Here is a 19,764-nt window from a genome sequence, read left to right on the forward strand (position 1 = left end):
TGACTGTTTAGCGCGGAATCTGCGCTAGGATCTGTAACGTTAAGGCTTCTAAGATGCCCTGAAAATTCATATTGCCGGCAAGCTGACTCCGGGTCTCCAGTGTCAGTGTCATAATGTTAACGAGCCGATCGATGCTGAGATGCTGGGCCATTTGCCGACTGACCTGTGCGACTTGTGGAAAGGCCAACTGGTCATCGGAGACGCTGGCGTTCTGCTGGCGTAAGACATCGTGCCAGACTTGCACAACCATATCCAGGATAGTGCCCTGCAGGTCGCGATTGCTCCCCAAGGGCACCAGCTCGGTCTGTACCCGGACAAAGGCGCGTTCATCGCCAGCACAGGCCGCACTGAACCACTGACCCACGCTCAGCTGAGCGGTCTTCAACCAGTCTTCAGCGGTTAACGCCTTAGCTGCCTGCACACTCTCCGTCAGGGTCGCCAGCAGGTAACGTTGGCTAGGTACGATGCCCGCAGCCGCTAGTGAATCGGCTAACGCGCCGGGCGCCACTCGCAAGAAGTCCACGACCTGCGTCCGCGACAGAATCGTGGGTAAGATCAGATTCTTATTCGCTGTCAGCAGCAGGGCCACGGTATTGCCCACCGGTTCCTCAATAAACTTCAGGAGGCTGTTAGCTGCCCCCGTCGTCATGCGATCGACCTGATCGACAATGAAGATTTTCTGATTGCCTTCAACGGCGCTCTTGGTAAATTCTGATTTGAGGTAACGGACCTGATCCACCTTGATTCGCTGACCGTCCGGCACCACTGAGACGACGTCGGGATGATCCCCGGCCTGAATCCGTTGGCACTCTGGGCAATGGCCACAGGGCAACCCGTTCTCGTCCACGTTGGGACAAAAGAGCCGCATGGCAATGACCGTCGCCAGCTGTTGCCGGCCGGTCCCGTCTGCCCCATTAAATAGGTAAGCGTGGGCCAACCGGTTATCGGTGATTAAATTCATAAAATGACTCAGCAACTGCGGCTGTAACCGTTGCGCCGTTGCCACGAGAGATTCTTCGGTCATGGGTGCCCCCTAAAATTGATGGAACTGGTCGACGGGCATCACAAAGACCGTGGCGCCCCCCACCTGAACTTCCACCGGATACGAGGACGTATTGTCTAACTGTGCATCCAGGTTAACGGGTGGCGTCATAAACTGCTGACGCGTGTGACTGGCCGCCTTGATCATTTCCAAGACTTCATCGACCCGGTCCTCTTCCACACCAATCATAAACGTGGTATTCCCAGACTTCAAGAAGCCCCCAGTGGTCGATAGCCGCGTTGCGCGAATGTTCTTATCGATAAATTCATTGCTGAGGCGATTTGCGTCTTTGTCCTGGACGATAGCGATTAATAATTTCATTGCTGTTCCTCCCTCAAATGCCGGTTTAGAAATAACGTGCTGCCGTTTGTTTGATCAATGCCAAGGCTTCCGCAACCACCTGATCGGGTGACTGGGTTGCATCGATTAATTTAATGCGTTCTGGATGAGCCTGTTGTAACCGTAAGTAAGCAGCTCGCACACGATCGTGAAAGGCTTCCTGCTCAACGTCTAGTCGATCGACTTGATCAGCCTGACGATGGATTTGAATCCGGCGCAGCCCCACTTCGGCGGGAACATCGAAATACACCGTCAAATCGGGCAATAACCCATCCGTGGCGAACGTATTCATCTGAGCCACGGCGTCCTCACCAATTTGGCGGCCCGCTCCCTGATAGGCAATGGAACTATCCACGTAGCGGTCACACAGAACCAACTGATCAGCGGCGAGCGCTGGTAGGATTGTCTGAGCAATGTGCTGTCGCCGAGCTGCGGCGTACAACAAGGCCTCCGTGCGATAGTCCATATCGGTATTCGCCCGATCCAAAATAATCGCCCGAATACTTTCTGAAATGGGATTGCCCCCCGGTTCACGCGTAATCGTTAACCGGTCCCCCAAAGTGGGCTGAATCTTAGCGGTAATAGCCGCGAGAGCGCTGGTCTTACCGGCGCCGTCGGGTCCTTCGAAGCTTATAAATGTTCCTGACAACATACTCGACCCCATTTTTGATTGAATACTTACATTGTACTTGAATTCAGAAATGATGTCTATTTGCATCGTTTGAATTTCACACTTTCATAATGGTTTATGCCAACTCAAGAATCACCCCGTAACACCCTGGTTATCCCTCTCAAACCATCCAACACCGATCGACAATAAAAAACTTCACCCTCACCCCAAGGGCAAGACTGAAGCTTCAACAGATGTTCCTTTTAAAGTGTTCCTAATTCGAATTACCTAGTCGCGGAAAATCGCCGCCGAAATGTGCTTGCCCTTCACTCGACGTAACCGAGCTTCCCGGTACAAGAACAGGTAGGTTTGCCGTGCCAAGGCGGTATTGGCCGTCATTTCGTTGTCGGCATCGGCAATGGCTTCTTCCGTTTGCTTCGCGTGGTCCCAACGATCCTTAGCGTCATCGATGGTCGCCAGTAGCTGTTCATCGTAGGCTGCCTTCAACCGGGGAAATTGGCGCTTCTTTCGTCCAAACATCAGTCGCCCTCCTACATCTCTGTCCGGCCTTCAACGGCCTTGAACAACGTCATTTCATCAGCGTATTCGATATCGCTCCCCACGGACAGGCCGTGAGCCAAACGCGTCACCTTAATGCCCGCCGGCTTGATCAGCCGTGACAGGTACATCGCCGTGGCTTCCCCCTCGGGAGTAGCGTTCGTGGCAATGATAACTTCCTTCATATCGGGATTCTTCTGCAAGCGGTTGATCAGACTGGTAATGTTCAAGTCCTCGGGCCCCTTGCCTTCGATTGGCGACATCACCCCGTGGAGGACGTGATACAAGCCGTGATATTCCTTCATTTTTTCCATGACCATGATATCCTTGGCCTGTTCGACCACCAAAACGTGGCTTTGATCCCGCGTCTTGTCGGCGCAGATGGCACAGGGATCACTCTCCGTGATGTTTCCACAGATCGAACAATAGTGCAGGTCCCGTTTAGCCGAGACCAGTGCCTTGGAAAACGCCGTGACATCGTCATCCGCCATATCAATGGTAAAGAATGCCAGCCGAGTCGCTGACTTTTGGCCGATGCCCGGTAGCTTCATATAGCTGTCGATCAACTGCGCAATGGGTTCTGGGTACTGCATGTCACAACGTCCTTTCTGCCTTACATACCAGGAATGTTCATCCCTTGGGTGTACTTGCCTAACGTTTGTTTCGTGGTCTCGTCAACCTTAGTCAGGGCATCGTTAACGGCTGCTAAGACCAGGTCGGCCAGCATGTCGGGGTCATCGGGATCGATGGCTTCTGGCTTGATTGCCAGGTCAGTCATCTTCCGGTCACCGGTAAACGTTGCCTGAACCATGTCGTCGGGTGACGTTCCGGTAAAGGATTGTGCATTCAAATTCGCTTGGTCCTCTTCCATCTTCTTTTGCATTTGACGCATTTGTTTCATCATGTTGCCCATATTTCCCATGTTCCGCATTGGTATCATCCTTTCAAAGTTTAATCTTGTTTAACATCCACAATGTCTTTGCCGAAGAGTTCTTCAGCTTTGGTCACGACCGGATTAGCCGCCGGCTTTTCCGGCTGTGCTTCTTCCTCGCCATTAGCCTGCAGTTCATCACGGTGTGCGGTCAGATAATTCTTCCGAATCACCGGCCACTCGTCCTTAGGGACAAAGACCACCGGTAGCGCTGACCCAATCATCCGGTCGAGCCCGTTCTCCAACGCATCGGTCAGCTCATGATCAGTCGTCGCCCGCTGATACAGGAACGAATAATCAAAAGCTACGATGACCCCGGAGTTGGCTGCTGCCACGGGCTGTGACACCTTCATGACTGCTCGCTGTGTCACGGTCAGGCTATTGAGCAAGTCGGGCCAGACCTCCTGAAGCTGATTGAGTTTCTCACGCGTCGCCGAACCCAGCACCGGATAGATCTTAGCCAGGTTGACTTCCTTGGTCGCCGGTGACTTGGCCACGCGTGGCTTCGCCTTGGCAGGTGCCGCAGCCGAGGCTGCAGGTGCCTGCTCGAGGTGTTTCACGGCCGACCGTAATTGATCGATCTCGTGCTGAAGCTCTGTCACGTCGGTACCACCCGCCGTTTGTGCGGGTGCCGGTGCCTCGGCATTTGGCGTGGCAGCTGGTGTCACGACGTTCGCTGGCGCTGCACCCTTTTGCCCGCCAATTTCAGCCAACTTAATGGTCAAAATTTCCAGGTAAACGTCGGGGTGCGTTGTGAAACGCATCTGTTGCTGAATGGCGTTGAGCTCGTTGATCATGGCGTACATGGTCTGTGCCGGCGTCTGTTTGGCCAGTGCCTGAAAGTCCTCGCTAACGCTCCCCATCTCGGCTTCCTCAACCATCTGTGGTGCCTGCTGATACAGCAACAGGTCCCGGGCATAGCTGATGATGTCCTCGGTAAACCGTTCGGCATCTTTACCAGCCTCTAAGACGGACTGTAAGCTCGCCAAGGCCGATTTGGTATCACCGGCCAGGACCTGTGAAATATAGGTCGCTAACAGCTCATGTGTGACGCTCCCGGTAACCAGTAGCGCATTGTCCAGTGTAATCTCATTGTCCCCGAATGACAGGGCTTGATCCAGGATACTCAGGGCATCCCGCATCCCGCCCTCGGCGGCCTTGGCAATCACCTTGATGGCCTGATCGTCGTAAGTGACATCCTTTTGCTTGAGGATGTAAATCATCCGTTCGTAACTATCATTAGCCGCGATGCGTTTGAAATCAAAGCGCTGTGTCCGTGAAATAATCGTGGCCGGAATCTTATGCGGTTCCGTCGTGGCCAGAATAAAGATCACGTTAGCCGGTGGTTCTTCCAACGTCTTCAGTAAGGCGTTGAAGGCCCCGGTCGACAGCATGTGGACTTCATCAATGATGTAGACCTTGTAGTCGGCCACGGTCGGCGCATACTTGACCTTGTCTCGAATATCTCGAATCTCTTCGACCCCGTTGTTGGAAGCCGCATCGATTTCGATAACGTCATTGAGCGTACCATTCGTGATGGCCTTGCACGTCTCACATTCATTGCAAGGTTCGCCGTCGACCTGATGGTGACAGTTGATTGCCTTGGCAAAAATCTTCGCGGCCGAGGTCTTCCCAGTGCCCCGCGGCCCGGCAAAGAGGTACGCGTGACTGATTTGATTCGTCGTAATGGCATTCTTCAGCGTACGCGTGATGACTTCTTGCCCAATCATGTCATCGAAACGCTGCGGGCGCCAGACCCGGTAGAGTGCTTGATAAGCCATGCAATCGGTTCCTTTCTTCAATAATTCTCAGATAAATTCGCTGTTCATAATTATAGCCTTTTTCCCTACCGTCTGTCACGGATTGTTGGGTTGGTTTTAGCGGAAATTAATGTTGATTTTTTAATCTAAGTGGCCCATTCCCCTAGCCATCCGGTTCTGCCAGATGAAATTTAAAGACAGAAAAGGAGCTGCGACAAACGTCACAGCTCCTGCTTAATTGCTCATAAACTTGAAGCACAAAGCGAAGCAAACTTAGTGCTGCTTCCTTCCGGACCTGACACAATTCGTAAGTCCGCCCTTGCTTCAAGGCCTTAACGGCAATAACTAGTGTATCATGATTCGCGAAGCCTGTCTAGCGGCTTGTCAAAATTGTCAGCGTTGCTCGGCTGAAACGCCACCGACCACCCGCTCCATGACAACCGACTAGTCCTGTGAATTCTGTGCCGCTGCTTTGGCCTTGCGGGCCTTTTTAGCCGCCTTCTGTCGCTTTCTGGCGGCCTTGAAGAATGCTACCATGCGTTCACCGGCATCCTTGGCCATCAGGCCCTCGTGAACCGTGACCGTGTGGTTGAGTCGCTCGTCCGTCAGCGTCTGATAGAGACTGTCGACGGCCCCGGCCTTGGGGTCCCGCGCGCCGTAATAGACTTCGGGAATCCGAGCGTTGATGATAGCCCCGCTACACATCAGGCAGGGCTCAATGCTCACGTAGAGCTGACAATTCTCGAGGCGCCAACTCTTGAGCGTGGCACATGCCTCCTCGATGGCCCGCACCTCGGCATGAAGTGTGGCATCGTTGGCGTGTTCTCTAAGGTTGTGCCCCCGACCAACGATCTTGCCCTCGTGGACGATAACCGCCCCGATCGGCACTTCGCCGATCAGTGCCGCTTGGTCAGCTTCAAACAGAGCTTCCTTCATATAGTGTCGTTGTAGAGGTGAATAGGAAGCGTCACGCATCGAACCCCTCCTTTCCAGTCAGTTAGGTTAATTCAGCGTACTTTCCAAAATATAATAGCCCTTATCTTTTTTGATAATTTCACAGTTGCCAAACGTCGCCTTCATATTCTTCTCGGCCGACGGTGCCCCCTGCTTCTTCTGGAGCACAACGGTCAACGTGCCCCCAGGTAAGAGGTGTTCCTTGGCGCCGGTCAACATGGCCGTTACGACCTGTTTGCCCGCACGAACGGGTGGGTTCGTTAGGATGGCAGCGTAACGCTCCGTGACGTGTTCATAAATATCTGACGTCTTGATTTCAACATTTTCAATCTGATTAGCCACGGCATTTTGCCGCGCCAGGTCTAACGCCAACTCGTTGACATCGACCATCGTCACCTGCCGTTCAGGCCACTTCTTAGCTAGGGCTAAGCCGATGGGACCGTATCCGGTACCCAAGTCCAACCAGGGACCAGCCGGCGTCTTATCGGCATTGAAAGCTGCTAATAAGGCCCGTGACCCATAGTCGACTCGGTTCTTGGAGAAGACCCCGTTGTCGGTGGTAAACAACAATTCGTTACCTAAGAGGGTAAACGGCCAATGGTGTTCCTCATGTAAAACGTCTGGATTTTGTGTATAATAGTGATTAGTCAAATTCTCCGCCACCTTTTAGGTCTATTCTACCTTAGTTTTTTGGCGGAAAACAAGAAAAATAAATTTAATCCGTTCAGCACTATATTTGGTAGTTATTGTATTGACCAACTACCAAATGTGGTGCTTTTTTTAATTGCTATTTTCAATATCTGGTGTACACTTAACTCGTTGATATTGAAATTTAAGGGATGTGGCAACAATGAAAGTAACAGTATACTCAAAGAACAACTGCATGCAATGCAAGATGACGAAGCGTTTTCTCAGCGAACACAACGTGGAATTCGAAGAACGGAATATTAATCAAAATCCAGAATATGTGTCTTACCTTAGAGACCACGGCTTCCAAGCCGTCCCAGTTGTTGAAGCACAAGGGCTCCCTGCTTTCTATGGCTTCCGGCCAGATCAATTGACCAAGATTGCGGGCTAATTGAAGTAAGCACAAACCCGTCTTGGCGACGTCGTGTTTGTTCACGGTGTCGCCATTTTTATATGATTTTTAACGGTTAACTAACTAATTGTTTGGCAAATATGAGTGATTCAGCTAGTCCTATATCATAGTGTCTGCAAAAATACTAATGATATAGGATCAGACAAGACGATTAGATAATTGCTGACGAACTACACAAGTGCCAGCCGCAGGGACGGTCAAAATAGGCTCAGCCGTGGAAGTTCTCTTAGTGGGTTCACCGCTTAGAGAACTGGTAGCTTTCTATACAAAATTACTCCGAGAGACGATTAGCAGCCTACTGCCGGGCTAACTGCTGACTTAGCCGGAGGTGGTCAGAGATGTAGCCGGCCGTGTCGATGGCTTTAGCTGACGTCCTTTGTCAGGTTAAGCCATGGGACGAGCTTGGAGACGTCTGAACTGTGACGGCTTCAAGTCGAGGTTCAAGACCGCTTCTCAGGCTTGGACCGGTCCCCACAGCAGGCGATATCTCTGGCAACTGCAGGCGACACCTGTTAGACCAAAAAGCAATGATTATGAAGAGAAGGAAGAGATGACGAGTATGAGTTTAAAGAATTTAGGCGACGTCACATACTACGACTTAAACAACGAGATCAACATCCCCGTCGATGGACAGATTCCGCTGAATAAGGATCAGGAAGCCTTACAGGCCTTCTTAACCGAAAACGTGATTCCCAACACCAAAAAGTTCGACACGCTCCGTGACCGGTTCGATTACCTTATCGCCGGAAACTACGTTGAACAACAGGTCATCGATCAATATCCATTTGACTTCGTCGAAGACCTCTACAGCTACCTGAAGGCCCAGGATTTCCACTTCAAGTCCTTCATGGCCGCCTACAAGTTCTACGCCCAATATGCACTGAAGACGGACGACAACGACTACTACTTAGAAAACTTCATCGACCGCGTGGCCATGAACGCCCTCGACTTTGCCGGTGGCGATCAACAACTGGCCCACGACCTCGCAGATGAAATCATCCACCAACGCTACCAACCCGCAACGCCTAGCTTCTTAAATGCTGGTCGGGCGCGGCGTGGTGAACTGGTCTCCTGCTTCTTAATTCAGTCCACCGATGACATGAATACCATCGGTCGGACCATCAACTCTGCGTTGCAACTGTCCCGTATCGGTGGTGGGGTCGGCATTAGCCTCTCCAATTTACGAGGGGCCGGTGATCCCATCAAGCATATCGACGGCGCCGCTTCCGGGGTTGTCCCCGTCATGAAGTTATTGGAAGACAGTTTCTCCTACTCTAATCAACTGGGTCAACGTCAAGGGGCCGGTGTGGTCTACCTAAGCGTATTCCATCCCGACATCATTGCCTTTTTGGGTGCAAAAAAAGAAAACGCCGATGAAAAGATTCGACTCAAGACGCTGTCACTCGGTATCACGGTGCCCGACAAATTCTACGAGCTCTGTGAACAGGACGCCGACATGTACCTGTTTAGCCCTTACGACGTGGAACGCATCTACGGCAAGCCGTTCTCCTACGTGGATATCACAACGGAATACGACAACATGGTCGCCAATCCCGACATTCGGAAGAAGAAACTAAAGGCACGTGAATTGGAAACCGAAATTGGCAAGCTCCAACAGGAATCCGGCTACCCTTACATCGTCAACATCGACACCGCCAACCGCGAAAGTCCCATCGATGGCCGCATCGTGATGAGCAACCTGTGTTCAGAAATCATGCAGGTTCAAACGCCATCCACGGTCAACAACAAGCAAGAATACATTCAAAAAGGGACCGACATCTCCTGCAACCTGGGGTCAACCAACATCGTTAACCTGATGACGTCCCCCGACTTCGGTCACTCCGTGGAAACCATGGTTCGTGCCCTGACATTTGTCACCGACCATTCCGATATCGACGTCGTCCCTTCGATTCAAAAGGGGAATCAACTCGCCCACACGATTGGTCTAGGTGCCATGGGGCTTCACAGCTACTTCGCCAAGAACCACATGATGTATGGGTCCAAGGACAGTATCGGTTTCACCAGTGTTTACTTCATGCTGCTGAACTACTGGACGCTCAAGGCCTCCAACGAGATTGCCAAGGAACGCCACGAGACTTTCCACAATTTCGAAAAGAGCACTTACGCTGACGGGAGCTACTTCGACCGTTACACGGAACAGGACTGGCGGCCAAAGGCGGAAAAGGTTCAAGCCTTATTTAAGGACGTCTGGTTACCTTCTCCTGAAGACTGGGTAGCGCTCAAGGCTGCCGTCATGCAAGACGGGTTGTACCACCAGAACCGGATGGCCGTTGCGCCTAATGGATCAATCTCCTACATCAACGACACCACGGCTAGCCTCCACCCGATCATCAACCGGATTGAGGAACGTCAGGAAAAGAAGATTGGGAAGATCTACTACCCAGCGCCTTACCTGGACAACGACACCATGCCCTACTACAAGTCCGCCTATGATACGGACATGCGGCGGGTCATCGACGTTTACGCTGCCGCTCAGAAGCACGTGGACCAAGGAATGAGTTTGACGTTATTCATGCGTTCAACGATCCCAGAAGGTCTGTACGAATGGAAGAACGGCCGGACCGACAAGATGACCACGCGGGACCTTAGCATCTTGCGGAACTACGCTTACCGTAAGGGCATCAAGTCCATCTACTACGTGCGGACGTTTACCGACGACAACAACGAAGTCGGTGCCAACCAATGTGAAAGCTGTGTTATTTAGCTAAAATTAATCAAAGCGGTGAATCCGCATGTTGCTCAGTCAGGGGGCTCCTCAGGGATTCTGTGCTTGGCAGCATTAGCGGAAATCATCGCTTTTTGATTCGCATTTTCACTATCTAAATGTGGTAAGCTTAGGCCAACACAAATGTTGGACCCCAGCAATATGAAAAAGGAGTGGCTGCAATGGCAAGAACTGAAAACTACAAGGCAATCAACTGGAACGCGGTTTCTGACGAGATCGACAAGGCAACTTGGGAAAAACTAACGGAACAATTCTGGCTGGATACACGGATCCCCGTTTCCAATGACTTGGACGACTGGCGGACGCTGGACACCGATCACCAGTGGGTCGTGGGCCACGTCTTTGGTGGACTGACCTTACTGGACACGCTGCAATCTCAAGATGGGATGGCCGCCCTGCGTCGGGATGTGCGGACTCCTCATGAAACAGCCGTGTTGAATAACATTCAATTCATGGAATCCGTTCACGCCAAGAGTTACTCCACGATTTTTTCCACACTGAATACGCCCGACGAAATCGATGAAATCTTCCAATGGAGCGACTCCGAAGAATTTCTGCAAAACAAGACCAAGCGGATCTTCGACCTGTATCATGACGACGAACATCCCCTGAAGAAAAAGATCTCCAGTGTCTTCCTGGAAACGTTCCTGTTCTACTCTGGTTTCTTTACCCCACTGTATTACCTGGGCCACAACAAGTTAGCCAACGTCGCCGAAATCATCAAGTTGATTCTGCGGGACGAATCCGTCCACGGCACCTACATTGGTTACAAGTTCCAACTCGGCATGAAGGAATTGACCGACAACGAACAACAACAAATGAAGGACTGGATGTACGACTTCCTTTACAAGTTATACGACAACGAAGAAAAGTACACCCACACCCTCTACGATCAAGTTGGCTGGACGGAACAAGTCTTGACCTTCATCCGTTACAACGCCAACAAAGCGCTGATGAACCTGGGCCAAGATCCCCTCTTCCCCGATACTGCCGAAGACGTGAACCCCGTCGTCATGAACGGGATCTCCACGTCGACTGCTAACCACGACTTCTTCTCCCAAGTGGGGAATGGTTACCTATTAGGTAACGTCGAAGCCATGAACGACAGCGACTACAACATCGGTGAACCGAAAGATCCTGACGATCCTAGCAAATAAAACAGATAGATAAAGAAGTCGCAAACGCTGAACCACTGGATGATGGTCCGCACGTTTGCGGCTTCTTTGCTTTTCGGTCATATGTGGAGGTGGATTGTGTCGCCTGCGGCTGATAGAATTCCGCCTGCTGTGGGGACCGGTCCAAGCCATAGAGCGGTCTTGGACCTCGACTTGAAGCCGTCACAGTTCAGACGTCTCCAAGCTCGTCCCATGACCTAACCTGACAAGAATCGTCAGCTAAGGTCATCGTCACGGCCGGCTACATCCTAGCCTCCTCCGGCTAAACCAGTCTTCAACCATCCTCATTGACCAAGCTGTGCCTAAATTCTCATACTATTACACACTTCACGCAGCTTAGCATCCCACAACAATTCCACTTACATCAGCTCTTCAATCTCCTCAACCGTTGGCGTTGCCCGTGTCAGTGCTGGGATATGGGTCGTGATCCAATCGATGTCCTGGTCCCACCACGCTAATTTTTCCAAAGCGGCAACCACAGCTGGCGCAAAGCGAGGACGAATCACGGCGGCAGGATTGCCACCAACAATCGTGTATGCGGCCACGTTCTTGGTCACGACGCTATTAGCCCCCACAATTGCCCCATCGCCAATCGTGACACCCGGCAACACCGTGACGTTTTGGCCCAGCCAGACATCGTTGCCGACCACGGTATCCCCTTTCAGTGGCAGGTCCGCGAGACGTGGTGTGAACGGCTGCCAGTCACCACCTAAGATATTAAAGGGGTAGGTCGACGCCCCCGTCATGGCATGATTAGCGCCGTTCATCACGAATTCAATGCCGCTTGCAATCGCACAGAATTTACCGATTACGAGCTTGTCACCTAGGAATTCATAGTGGTGCGTCACGTGTTGTTCAAAGTCCAGCGGTGCCACCGGATCATCGTAATAGGTATAGTCGCCCACTTCAATATTGGGGCGCTGAATCACGTTCTTTAGAAACACAACCTCTTTGATTTCTGGATTGGGGTAAATAGCATTCACATCGGGAACCGTCATAAAAAGACCTCCTCGTCTTCAATTACCCTCAGTGTACCGGGCACCGTAATGGAAAGCAACGACAACAAAAAATGGCCGCACCGTCATCGGTTGGCCATCGCTAATCCTATTTCCCCTGCACGAATCCTTTTCGTTGGAATGCCGGATGGGGATACTCATAAAATCCCGCACCTGTCTCCTGACCCAGCCGGTGATTGTCGATCAATTCGATCTTGATTCGGTGGGCCACCGTGACCAAGCCCTCGCGCCCTGGTTCGGCACTGGCCCCTAGCATCAGCTGATAGGCCGTCTGCAAGCCAATCTCGTCGAGTACTGCAAACGGTCCACGCATGGCGCCTGTCGCCATCATCCAGGTCCGGTCAATCGTCTCGAAGTCGGCTACGCCCTCGACCCATAGCATCAACGCCGTACTCAGGAAGGAATCCAGCATGGCATTTAAAATGTAGGCTGGATGTTCCTTTTGTAGTTGAATCGGCACCATCCCAATTCGCCGCACGAAGGCCACCACCTCCTGATAAACAACCGGGTCAGTCCCTGGATGGCCCATCACCTCGGCCAGGTGATTGACCCAGACGTGATTCGTGAAGTGTAGTGCCAAGAATTTTCCAGGTCGACCAGTGATCGCGGCGAATTGGCTGGGAACCATCGTCGACGTGCTGGTAGCGAAGATAGTTTCCTGCGGGGCGACCTTAGCCAACTGCGCGTAAAACTCATTCTTCACGCCCACCACCTCGGGGACGGTCTCAATCACTAGGTCGGCGTCTTCCACCGCCGTTTCCAAATCCGTGGCATAACGCAGGTGGTCATTAGTCGTCTTGATCACGGCCGGCGTTGCCTTGCGCTCCCGCATATAGGTCCGGTCCCACGTCGCCACCCGCCGTTTTGCCGCGGCACTCGCTGCCGGATTCACATCATAGATGGTCACGTACAGGCCACTGTAAGCAATTTGAAACGCAATCTGACTCCCCATCGTCCCACCACCAGCGATCACAACTTTTTCGATTGCCATTACCCCTCACCCTTTCTGATAATTCCCCAAGAAACTGCCACTTGCGAAAACTCTGCCAAATCTGGCCTAGGCCACCCGTCATTTTGCGGTATAATGGATTGTAAGTTACGCGCCAATACTGGTAAAAAATGATTGCGTCATCCGGCGCGCCACTGTCTAAATTCAGGGGGTCAATTTCTATGCCAAAAATCAAAAACGTCTGCGTCTTCTGCGGATCCAACCACGGTTATGATCCAGACTTTCTCAAACAAACGAACGCGCTCGGCCAATACCTCGCCGCTAACAACCATCCCGTTGTGTACGGTGGTGGGAAGGAAGGCCTGATGGGCGCTATTGCCAAGTCCACCATGGATGCCGGCGGTGAAGTCATTGGGATCATTCCAACCTTTTTAAGCGAAATGGGCTTGGCAGAAACCAACGTCACCACGTTGTTAGAGACTAGCACCATGGACGAGCGGAAGGACGAAATGCTTCGCCAATCCGACGCCTTCATCGTGCTCCCCGGCGGCTTTGGGACGTTTGAAGAATTCACGACCATGCTGTCATGGAGTCAGATCAACGTTCACCAAAAGCCAATTGCCCTCTTCAACATCAACCACTACTTCGACGAACTCGTCGCCATGATGCAAAAGTGCTGTGACCAAGGTTTCGCCCCTCAGGAAAACATGGACCTCTTCATCGATGCGGCTTCGATCGATGAAATCTTTGAAGGTTTCGCGACCTTCCATCACCAGTTGCCTTACAAATACACGAACTAGCCTTTAGCTGTTTTTTTGTTGAGACGGTTCCGCCTGCGGCTGCCAAGGATTACACCTGCTGTGGGGACGCTTCAGCCTGAGAAACGGGCTTCTCGCTCGATTTGAAGCCACGAAGACCACCTGTCTTCAAAGTCGCCCATGGCGTAGGCTAGCAAAGAACGCCAGCCAACGCCATTATCACGGCCGGTTCCATCCTTGGCCTCCTCCGGCTACGCTATCTCAAAGCCAAAACAACAACTAAATGACGTTGCCATTTTCAGTCTCGTCGGTAACAACTATACTTAACTTCAAGATGAATCTAACCGAACGGGCGCAAATGCTCGTTCTTTTTTTATGCTCTTTTGGTCTGAACAACATTGCCAACGAATCGGCCTAATTTCCACCGATGTCACATACCAACATTGCTCAACTCACGGATACCCCAAAGCCGTTATCGCGGGTAAAACCCAATCCAAGCCGGAGGCAGCCAGGGTGTAGCCGGCCGTGTCGATGACCTTAGCTGACGGTTCTCGTCAGGTTAGGTCATGGGACGAGCTTGGAGACGTCTGAACTTTGACGGCTTCAAGTCGAGGTCCAAGACCGCTTCTCAGGCTTGGACCGGTCCCCACAGCAGGCGGACTCCCTGGCTGCCGCAGGCGACTGGTTTTAACCAATCTGTTAACGGCGGTTCTGCCAGTTGATTTCGTCGGTCAACCAGCGATCCAGCCAATGTGGCACCAACCGCGTCTTCGGGCCCGTTGCTGGCCGATTAATCACTAGCATCAGCTGCAGCATCGTGAAGATCAGCGATGCCCGCCGCCGATACGCCAAGTATTTCGGCTGCCAAGTGGTCACGTACTTCTCCTTGTATGCCCGCAACCCCTGAAAGCTGTAGACACTGGACCCGTACTGATAGATCAGATGCGCCGCCCGTTCCTCAATAAAGCTAAAGTTGGACACGCCCACGTTGGCCAGCGGTGCCATCCCCAGATTAAAGGCGGTATACCCCTGGTCGCGACACAGTTCAAAGAGATAGACGAACAGTCCGTCCATGATGCCCGAGGGGGCCGCGTGGCTCTCACGCATCAAATCAATCGACGTCATCTTCCGGTCACCCGTTGGCATCAGATTGGCAAACGCCACAATTTCACCGTCAGCGTTTTTCATCACGGCAATCGGGGCTTCATTGAGGTAAGTGCGGTCAAAGAATCCCATGGAGAAGCCTTTTTCGGTCTGATCTCCCAACCACGAGTCCGAAATAGCCTGCAGTGTGCTAAAGTCTTCGTCACTGAACGGTGCCTGCTGAATTTCACAGGTATAGCCCTCGCGGCGAAACTTGTTGACCAGCGCCCGTTCCCCACGATGGGCCTTTCCCACCAGGTTAAACGTGGTCAGGTCGACGTGACCCTCTTCGCCTACCTTGATAAAGTCAAAGCCCATTTCGTGCAGACGTAGCGTCAGGGACTCACTGATTTCATAGAAGACGGGTCGCAACCCAGCCAAATCGGTGTCGTGCATAAATTGCTTGAGTGCCAGCGTTAATTTCTCCTGATTACCAATTGGTTCGCCCATGACCAAGAGCTTGTCAGCGCGCTGCCGAAACAGAATCAGCAGCTGGTCTTCGCCATCTTCTTGGTAAAAGTACAGGCGCTTGTCTCGCAGAAAGGCCAAGTGACTGACCTCGTTGCCACCAAACTGCCGAATCAAGGCCCGTACCCGCGGCCCATCGAAAGGCTGGTGCAACCACGCCTGCCGTGAATGCGCCAGGTAGCGGTAGATGCCCAAGAGAATCAGCAAGGCCACCAGTAAACCACCCAGTCCGTTCAGCCATACCTGCATCGACGGCACCAGCCAGCTCTGTGGTAGCCACGGCCGATGGTGCCCCTGGAACATGTACAAGCCCAACACGGTATACATCAGGAACGTCCCAACGTAGATACTGCCGTCGACCAGCAGGCCCCCCCAGGAATAGTGAAAGCCCTCGCGGTACAGCTCCGGCCGCGCAAAGATGAGACAGGCCAGTACCAAGCCCAGCAGAACTGCCAGCCCGCCAGGAAAGTTTTCCCGCCAGAGCGTGTTGCCAATTGCAATTGCCAAGACCAAGAGTGTCGGCCAAAAGACCCGTTTGACCCGGGCCCCAACACCGCGGGCCAACCCAATCAGCAGGAAAGCCACGATAATATTGGAGACCTGATCCAGGAAGTAAAACATATAGGGCACCAACCGAATATAGAGATGATTGGTTAAGACCACGTCTGGAATCGTCGCGTACAGGAGCATCATCACCCCTGAAAAATACATAAAGGTCGTCACAAACAGGTGCGCCCCCCGCCGTAACGCCGCGACCGGCAACCCATTTAAGAAACGATTGATCTTACGGCCGGCATCGTGGAAGAACAGGCCGACCCCCACGCCAAACGGGAAGAGGTAGTAGAACAGCCGATACAGCAACAGCCAACCGGCCGCGTCCGCTCTGCTGACACCCAGCATCCCCAGACCCAGGATCATGAAGACGTCAAAACTCCCTAAGCCACCGGGAATCATCGAGACGACCCCTGCGACCGAAGCCACCACAAACATGGGGAATACGGCGACCAAATTCAATGGTAAGTCCAGCGCCCAACCGATTAGAAGAAAGAAGAGTGCACAGCCGCCCCACTCCAGACTGGAACCAATAATCAGCCGTAGTTCACGCGTCCAGGTCAGGTCCTTAAAGAACTCACTGTCGTTAAATCGCGTGAAGAAGAACAGCCCCGGAAAGTACAGGCCACCGCCCAGGAGCCAGAACCAATACCCCTGATACGGCTGGCCCACATCAAACCCAAAGAGCAGGAGGAGCGCAACCCAACACGACAGAGACAGGCCGGCCAAGAGGAACAGGGCAATCTTTGAGATGGCATACACCACCTGCTTTTTCGTGGCCGACGCCGAGTAGAAGTTCGCCCGCAGACTCGCCCCGAGCAGGCCGCCCATTCCCATCAGATTGGTAAAGGTATTGGTCACCCACCCACTACGGATGATGTAACCGGTTGAAAATTTGCCGGGCAAGAATTCCACGATAGTGAAATCATAGATCAGCATTGGCAAGACCGCCACGAAACCGCCAACCAGAAGAAGGCCCAACGTTCCCCAACTCAACGATGCCAGAACCGATTGCACCTGTTGGCCACTGACCTCACGCGCGACTCGCCCGATTTCTCGGATAATAAAGAGCAGCACGGAAAACATAAAGAGCCCCTTGATCAACGTCATATGTTTTTGAATGCCCGACCATAGTCTTTTCCCCATCATAAATCCCCCCGTAGTTCTTCATTATCGCAATGGCCCGATTGAAACACAATCAAGGCAGAGTCGGAATCAGCCGTTAGGTTAGCTGACTTACTATACATCAAAGGAGCCGACGTCCCCACGCCTAGCTCCTTTCTGGTAGGCCTCTCGACGCTACCGCTATTCTGCTCATTGTTTTCCCCGTACTCCATTGACCAATCGCTCTATTACTAGTTAGATTCTAATTTTCGTAGTCGCATTCCCCAATGCGGCTTTCGCCTTGACTCGCACAAGCTGGTCCTCCCGGAAAGAACCGTATCCCCTCAAACGGTTGCGCCACGTCAGACGTTCAATTGTCGTCAACCGATCAACACGCAATGGTATCCCCTAAAACTTTTACCATTGCCCGTCGTCCAGTATCCCAGAAAAAATTCAACCACAACTGAATGTCTCAATCATAGCTGAACATCGGCGTTTTAAAAACTTACCCTAAAAGAAATTATTCTGAGATTTTCTCAGATTTGCCATCCACCCGGGGCAACGTCACCACGAACTGACTTCCGCGAGGAACGTTGTCCACGACAGTAATGGTCCCGTGATTCAGGCGCACCAGTTGTTCAACGATAGCCAGTCCTAATCCGGTGCCCGTGATTTCAGGCGTACGCGCCGAATCGGCCCGGTAGAAGCGCTCAAAGACATGCGGCTTATCCGCCGCACTGATCCCCATTCCCTCGTCCTTAACAGCAATAATATGCGTAGTCGCTGTCGTTGCCAAGTCAACCGTAATAGTCGACGTTGCTGGTGAGTATTTGGCGGCATTATCGAGCAAGGCCGTCAGCACCTGCTCCAGACTTTCCGCGGCCCCCAGGACCACGCTTGCCGACTGCGTGCCGGTTACCATAAGGGTCTGATGAAGTAATGGCCGTTCACGCGTCAACGCTGCGGCCACCACATCCTGCAAGTTAACCGGCACCAGCTTCAAGACGGCCCGATCAGCCCGTGACAGGGTCAGCAGGCTATCCACAAGATTCTTCATCCGGATCGACTCCTCACTAATGTAGGCCAACGATTGTGGGATAATCTCCGGATGGTCTGCGGCGCGGCGTTGGAGGAGTTGTACCTGCGTCAACACTGCAGCAATCGGTGTCCGCAGTTCATGGGCGGCGTTCGAGGTGAACTGCCGCTCCTGCGCGATGTGTGCATTGACCGTCTCCAAGAGCGCATTAAAACTCTCAGCCAGTTGATTGACCTCCACCGGTTGAGCCGGAACGGGCAAGGCAATCCGCCGCTCGCGCTGGTGAGCCTGTTCCTGAGCGGCCGTATTCAAGCTGGCCAGTGGCCGCGTGAGTTGCCGGGCGACCGACCGGACATAGTATCCGCCAATCAGAATCGTTGCTACCATGACCAACAGTACCACAGCAATGACCGACACCAAGGTCTCTACGATTGGCATCAGATTCAACCAGATTTCCAAGCGATTTCCGTGGTAATAACTTTTCCGATAGTAGGTTAGCCCGTAATCCGGCGTATAACCGATTGCCTTGGTGCCAAATACCTTGTGGGACTTGACATTCAAGAAGTCCCGGGTAAACGGCGAGTAATAGTATTTCACCGAGCTGCCACGAGGATTCGTCACCCGGACGTTGGTCTCAAAGGTATTGATGGCACTGTATCGCCGCCACCAGTGCCAGTCGGGCTGATCGCCGATTACTGAACGTTGCAGCCCCTTCATCAAGCGCGTGGCGGACTGCTGGGTCTGGCGAATCTGCTGGTAGCCGACCACCGTAATGATGGCAGTCCCCATAAGTAACGTTGTCAAAACGAGCAGCCGAATCACCCGCTTATGAATCTCTCCGGCCGTGGTCTGTGGTTTAGCCATTCTGCACTTACCCCACATATTCAGTAGAGAGGACGTAACCCACGCCACGAACCGTGTGAATCAAGTCGGTAACATTAACGTTTCCCGCCGCAAGCTTGTGCCGCAGATAGCGGATGTAGACATCGACAATGTTGGGTTGCCCTTCAAAATCCACGCCCCAGACCTGGTCCAACAGATCATCACGGGTCAGCGTCTCACCGGCATTCTTCATGAGGCAGAGTAACAGATCGTATTCACGTTGGGTCAATTGAATCAGCTCGCCACCATTTCTGACTTGGCGACTGCGTGTGTCGACCATTAGCTGACCCACGTGGAGTTGCTGCGTGGCTGGCGTCGTAACCTGACGATGTCGCAGAATCACCCGCACCCGGGCAAGCAACTCTTCCAAGTCAAACGGCTTCGTAATGTAGTCGTCTGCCCCAGTATCCAGCCCTGTGACCTTATCACTCACGTAGTCGCGCGCCGTCATCATGATGACTGGCAAGTCGTCGTTACGCCGAATCCGCCGCAACACCCCGAGCCCGTCCAGCTTGGGTAGCATCCAATCCAAAATGATCAGATCCAATTGGCCCCGATTATTTTCGGTTCTAAAATATCTGTTGTTGGTAATCAAACGAATTTGATTACTGGCAACGGATGTTTTTGTATAATCAAAGAATG

Annotated in this window: 18 protein-coding genes and 1 other RNA gene; 4 read left to right on the forward strand and 15 right to left on the reverse strand. The window is 52.5% G+C overall.

Translation table 11 applies throughout. From position 1 onward, the window contains the following. Window positions 1-7: 7 nt before the first annotated feature. The 10 genes from holB to EKM73_RS10815 form a co-directional block, all read right to left on the reverse strand. Window positions 8-1,024, reverse strand: a complete 1,017-nt coding sequence (gene holB / locus EKM73_RS10770; RefSeq protein WP_125701881.1) for a DNA polymerase III subunit delta' — start codon at window positions 1,022-1,024, stop codon at window positions 8-10. A gap of 9 nt (window positions 1,025-1,033) precedes the next feature. Continuing rightward, the gene (locus EKM73_RS10775) at window positions 1,034-1,363 is read right to left on the reverse strand and encodes a cyclic-di-AMP receptor (RefSeq protein WP_125701882.1); all 330 of its coding nucleotides are present in this window, start codon (window positions 1,361-1,363) and stop codon (window positions 1,034-1,036) included. A gap of 25 nt (window positions 1,364-1,388) precedes the next feature. Continuing rightward, window positions 1,389-2,033 (reverse strand): dTMP kinase, encoded by a 645-nt coding sequence (tmk, locus tag EKM73_RS10780; protein ID WP_125701883.1) that lies wholly within the window; start codon window positions 2,031-2,033, stop codon window positions 1,389-1,391. A gap of 246 nt (window positions 2,034-2,279) precedes the next feature. Further along, window positions 2,280-2,531, reverse strand: coding sequence for a YaaL family protein (locus tag EKM73_RS10785; protein ID WP_125701884.1), 252 nt, complete (start codon window positions 2,529-2,531; stop codon window positions 2,280-2,282). 11 nt (window positions 2,532-2,542) lie between these two features. After that, entirely contained in the window at window positions 2,543-3,142 is a 600-nt protein-coding gene (gene recR, locus EKM73_RS10790) for a recombination mediator RecR (RefSeq protein WP_057732958.1), read from the reverse strand. 20 nt (window positions 3,143-3,162) lie between these two features. Further along, window positions 3,163-3,480: a YbaB/EbfC family nucleoid-associated protein gene (locus EKM73_RS10795; RefSeq protein WP_020088157.1), complete on the reverse strand. Its 318-nt coding sequence runs from the start codon at window positions 3,478-3,480 to the stop codon at window positions 3,163-3,165. Window positions 3,481-3,500: 20 nt separating this feature from the next. Next, window positions 3,501-5,261, reverse strand: a complete 1,761-nt coding sequence (gene dnaX / locus EKM73_RS10800) for a DNA polymerase III subunit gamma/tau (RefSeq protein ID WP_125701885.1) — start codon at window positions 5,259-5,261, stop codon at window positions 3,501-3,503. Window positions 5,262-5,484: 223 nt separating this feature from the next. After that, an RNA gene (gene ffs / locus EKM73_RS10805) (signal recognition particle sRNA small type) lies at window positions 5,485-5,571 on the reverse strand. 113 nt (window positions 5,572-5,684) lie between these two features. Then, the gene (locus tag EKM73_RS10810) at window positions 5,685-6,215 is read right to left on the reverse strand and encodes a nucleoside deaminase (RefSeq protein WP_125701886.1); all 531 of its coding nucleotides are present in this window, start codon (window positions 6,213-6,215) and stop codon (window positions 5,685-5,687) included. A 27-nt stretch (window positions 6,216-6,242) separates the two neighbouring features. Further along, window positions 6,243-6,845 (reverse strand): class I SAM-dependent methyltransferase, encoded by a 603-nt coding sequence (locus EKM73_RS10815; RefSeq protein WP_020088154.1) that lies wholly within the window; start codon window positions 6,843-6,845, stop codon window positions 6,243-6,245. Window positions 6,846-7,044: 199 nt separating this feature from the next. On the opposite strand from EKM73_RS10815, the gene nrdH reads away from it, so the two are divergent. The 3 genes from nrdH (at window position 7,045) to nrdF (ending at window position 11,196) form a co-directional block, all read left to right on the forward strand. Next, on the forward strand, window positions 7,045-7,272 hold the full coding sequence (gene nrdH / locus EKM73_RS10820; RefSeq protein WP_020088153.1) for a glutaredoxin-like protein NrdH: 228 nt from the start codon (window positions 7,045-7,047) through the stop codon (window positions 7,270-7,272). Window positions 7,273-7,852: 580 nt separating this feature from the next. Beyond that, window positions 7,853-10,018: a class 1b ribonucleoside-diphosphate reductase subunit alpha gene (gene nrdE, locus EKM73_RS10825; protein ID WP_125701887.1), complete on the forward strand. Its 2,166-nt coding sequence runs from the start codon at window positions 7,853-7,855 to the stop codon at window positions 10,016-10,018. A gap of 182 nt (window positions 10,019-10,200) precedes the next feature. After that, complete coding sequence (gene nrdF, locus EKM73_RS10830; protein ID WP_125701888.1) at window positions 10,201-11,196, forward strand: class 1b ribonucleoside-diphosphate reductase subunit beta; 996 nt, start codon at window positions 10,201-10,203, stop codon at window positions 11,194-11,196. A gap of 377 nt (window positions 11,197-11,573) precedes the next feature. Here the strand turns inward: nrdF and EKM73_RS10835 are convergent, their stop codons facing one another. After that, window positions 11,574-12,212, reverse strand: a complete 639-nt coding sequence (locus tag EKM73_RS10835; RefSeq protein WP_125701889.1) for a Vat family streptogramin A O-acetyltransferase — start codon at window positions 12,210-12,212, stop codon at window positions 11,574-11,576. A 106-nt stretch (window positions 12,213-12,318) separates the two neighbouring features. Next, entirely contained in the window at window positions 12,319-13,221 is a 903-nt protein-coding gene (locus tag EKM73_RS10840) for a 3-hydroxyacyl-CoA dehydrogenase (RefSeq protein ID WP_125701890.1), read from the reverse strand. A gap of 179 nt (window positions 13,222-13,400) precedes the next feature. On the opposite strand from EKM73_RS10840, the gene EKM73_RS10845 reads away from it, so the two are divergent. Beyond that, complete coding sequence (locus tag EKM73_RS10845; protein WP_125701891.1) at window positions 13,401-13,979, forward strand: LOG family protein; 579 nt, start codon at window positions 13,401-13,403, stop codon at window positions 13,977-13,979. A 657-nt stretch (window positions 13,980-14,636) separates the two neighbouring features. Here the strand turns inward: EKM73_RS10845 and mprF are convergent. The 3 genes from mprF to EKM73_RS10860 all read right to left on the reverse strand — a co-directional run. Further along, the gene (mprF, locus tag EKM73_RS10850; RefSeq protein ID WP_125701892.1) at window positions 14,637-17,246 is read right to left on the reverse strand and encodes a bifunctional lysylphosphatidylglycerol flippase/synthetase MprF; all 2,610 of its coding nucleotides are present in this window, start codon (window positions 17,244-17,246) and stop codon (window positions 14,637-14,639) included. A gap of 478 nt (window positions 17,247-17,724) precedes the next feature. Beyond that, window positions 17,725-19,104, reverse strand: coding sequence for a sensor histidine kinase (locus tag EKM73_RS10855; protein ID WP_164508920.1), 1,380 nt, complete (start codon window positions 19,102-19,104; stop codon window positions 17,725-17,727). A 7-nt stretch (window positions 19,105-19,111) separates the two neighbouring features. Further along, window positions 19,112-19,764, reverse strand: a 653-nt coding sequence (locus EKM73_RS10860; RefSeq protein ID WP_225421387.1) for a response regulator transcription factor, incomplete at its 5' end; no start/stop codon positions are given.

It is taken from the genome of Levilactobacillus fuyuanensis (genome assembly GCF_003946395.1).
Taxonomy (GTDB): Bacteria; Bacillota; Bacilli; order Lactobacillales; family Lactobacillaceae; genus Levilactobacillus; species Levilactobacillus fuyuanensis.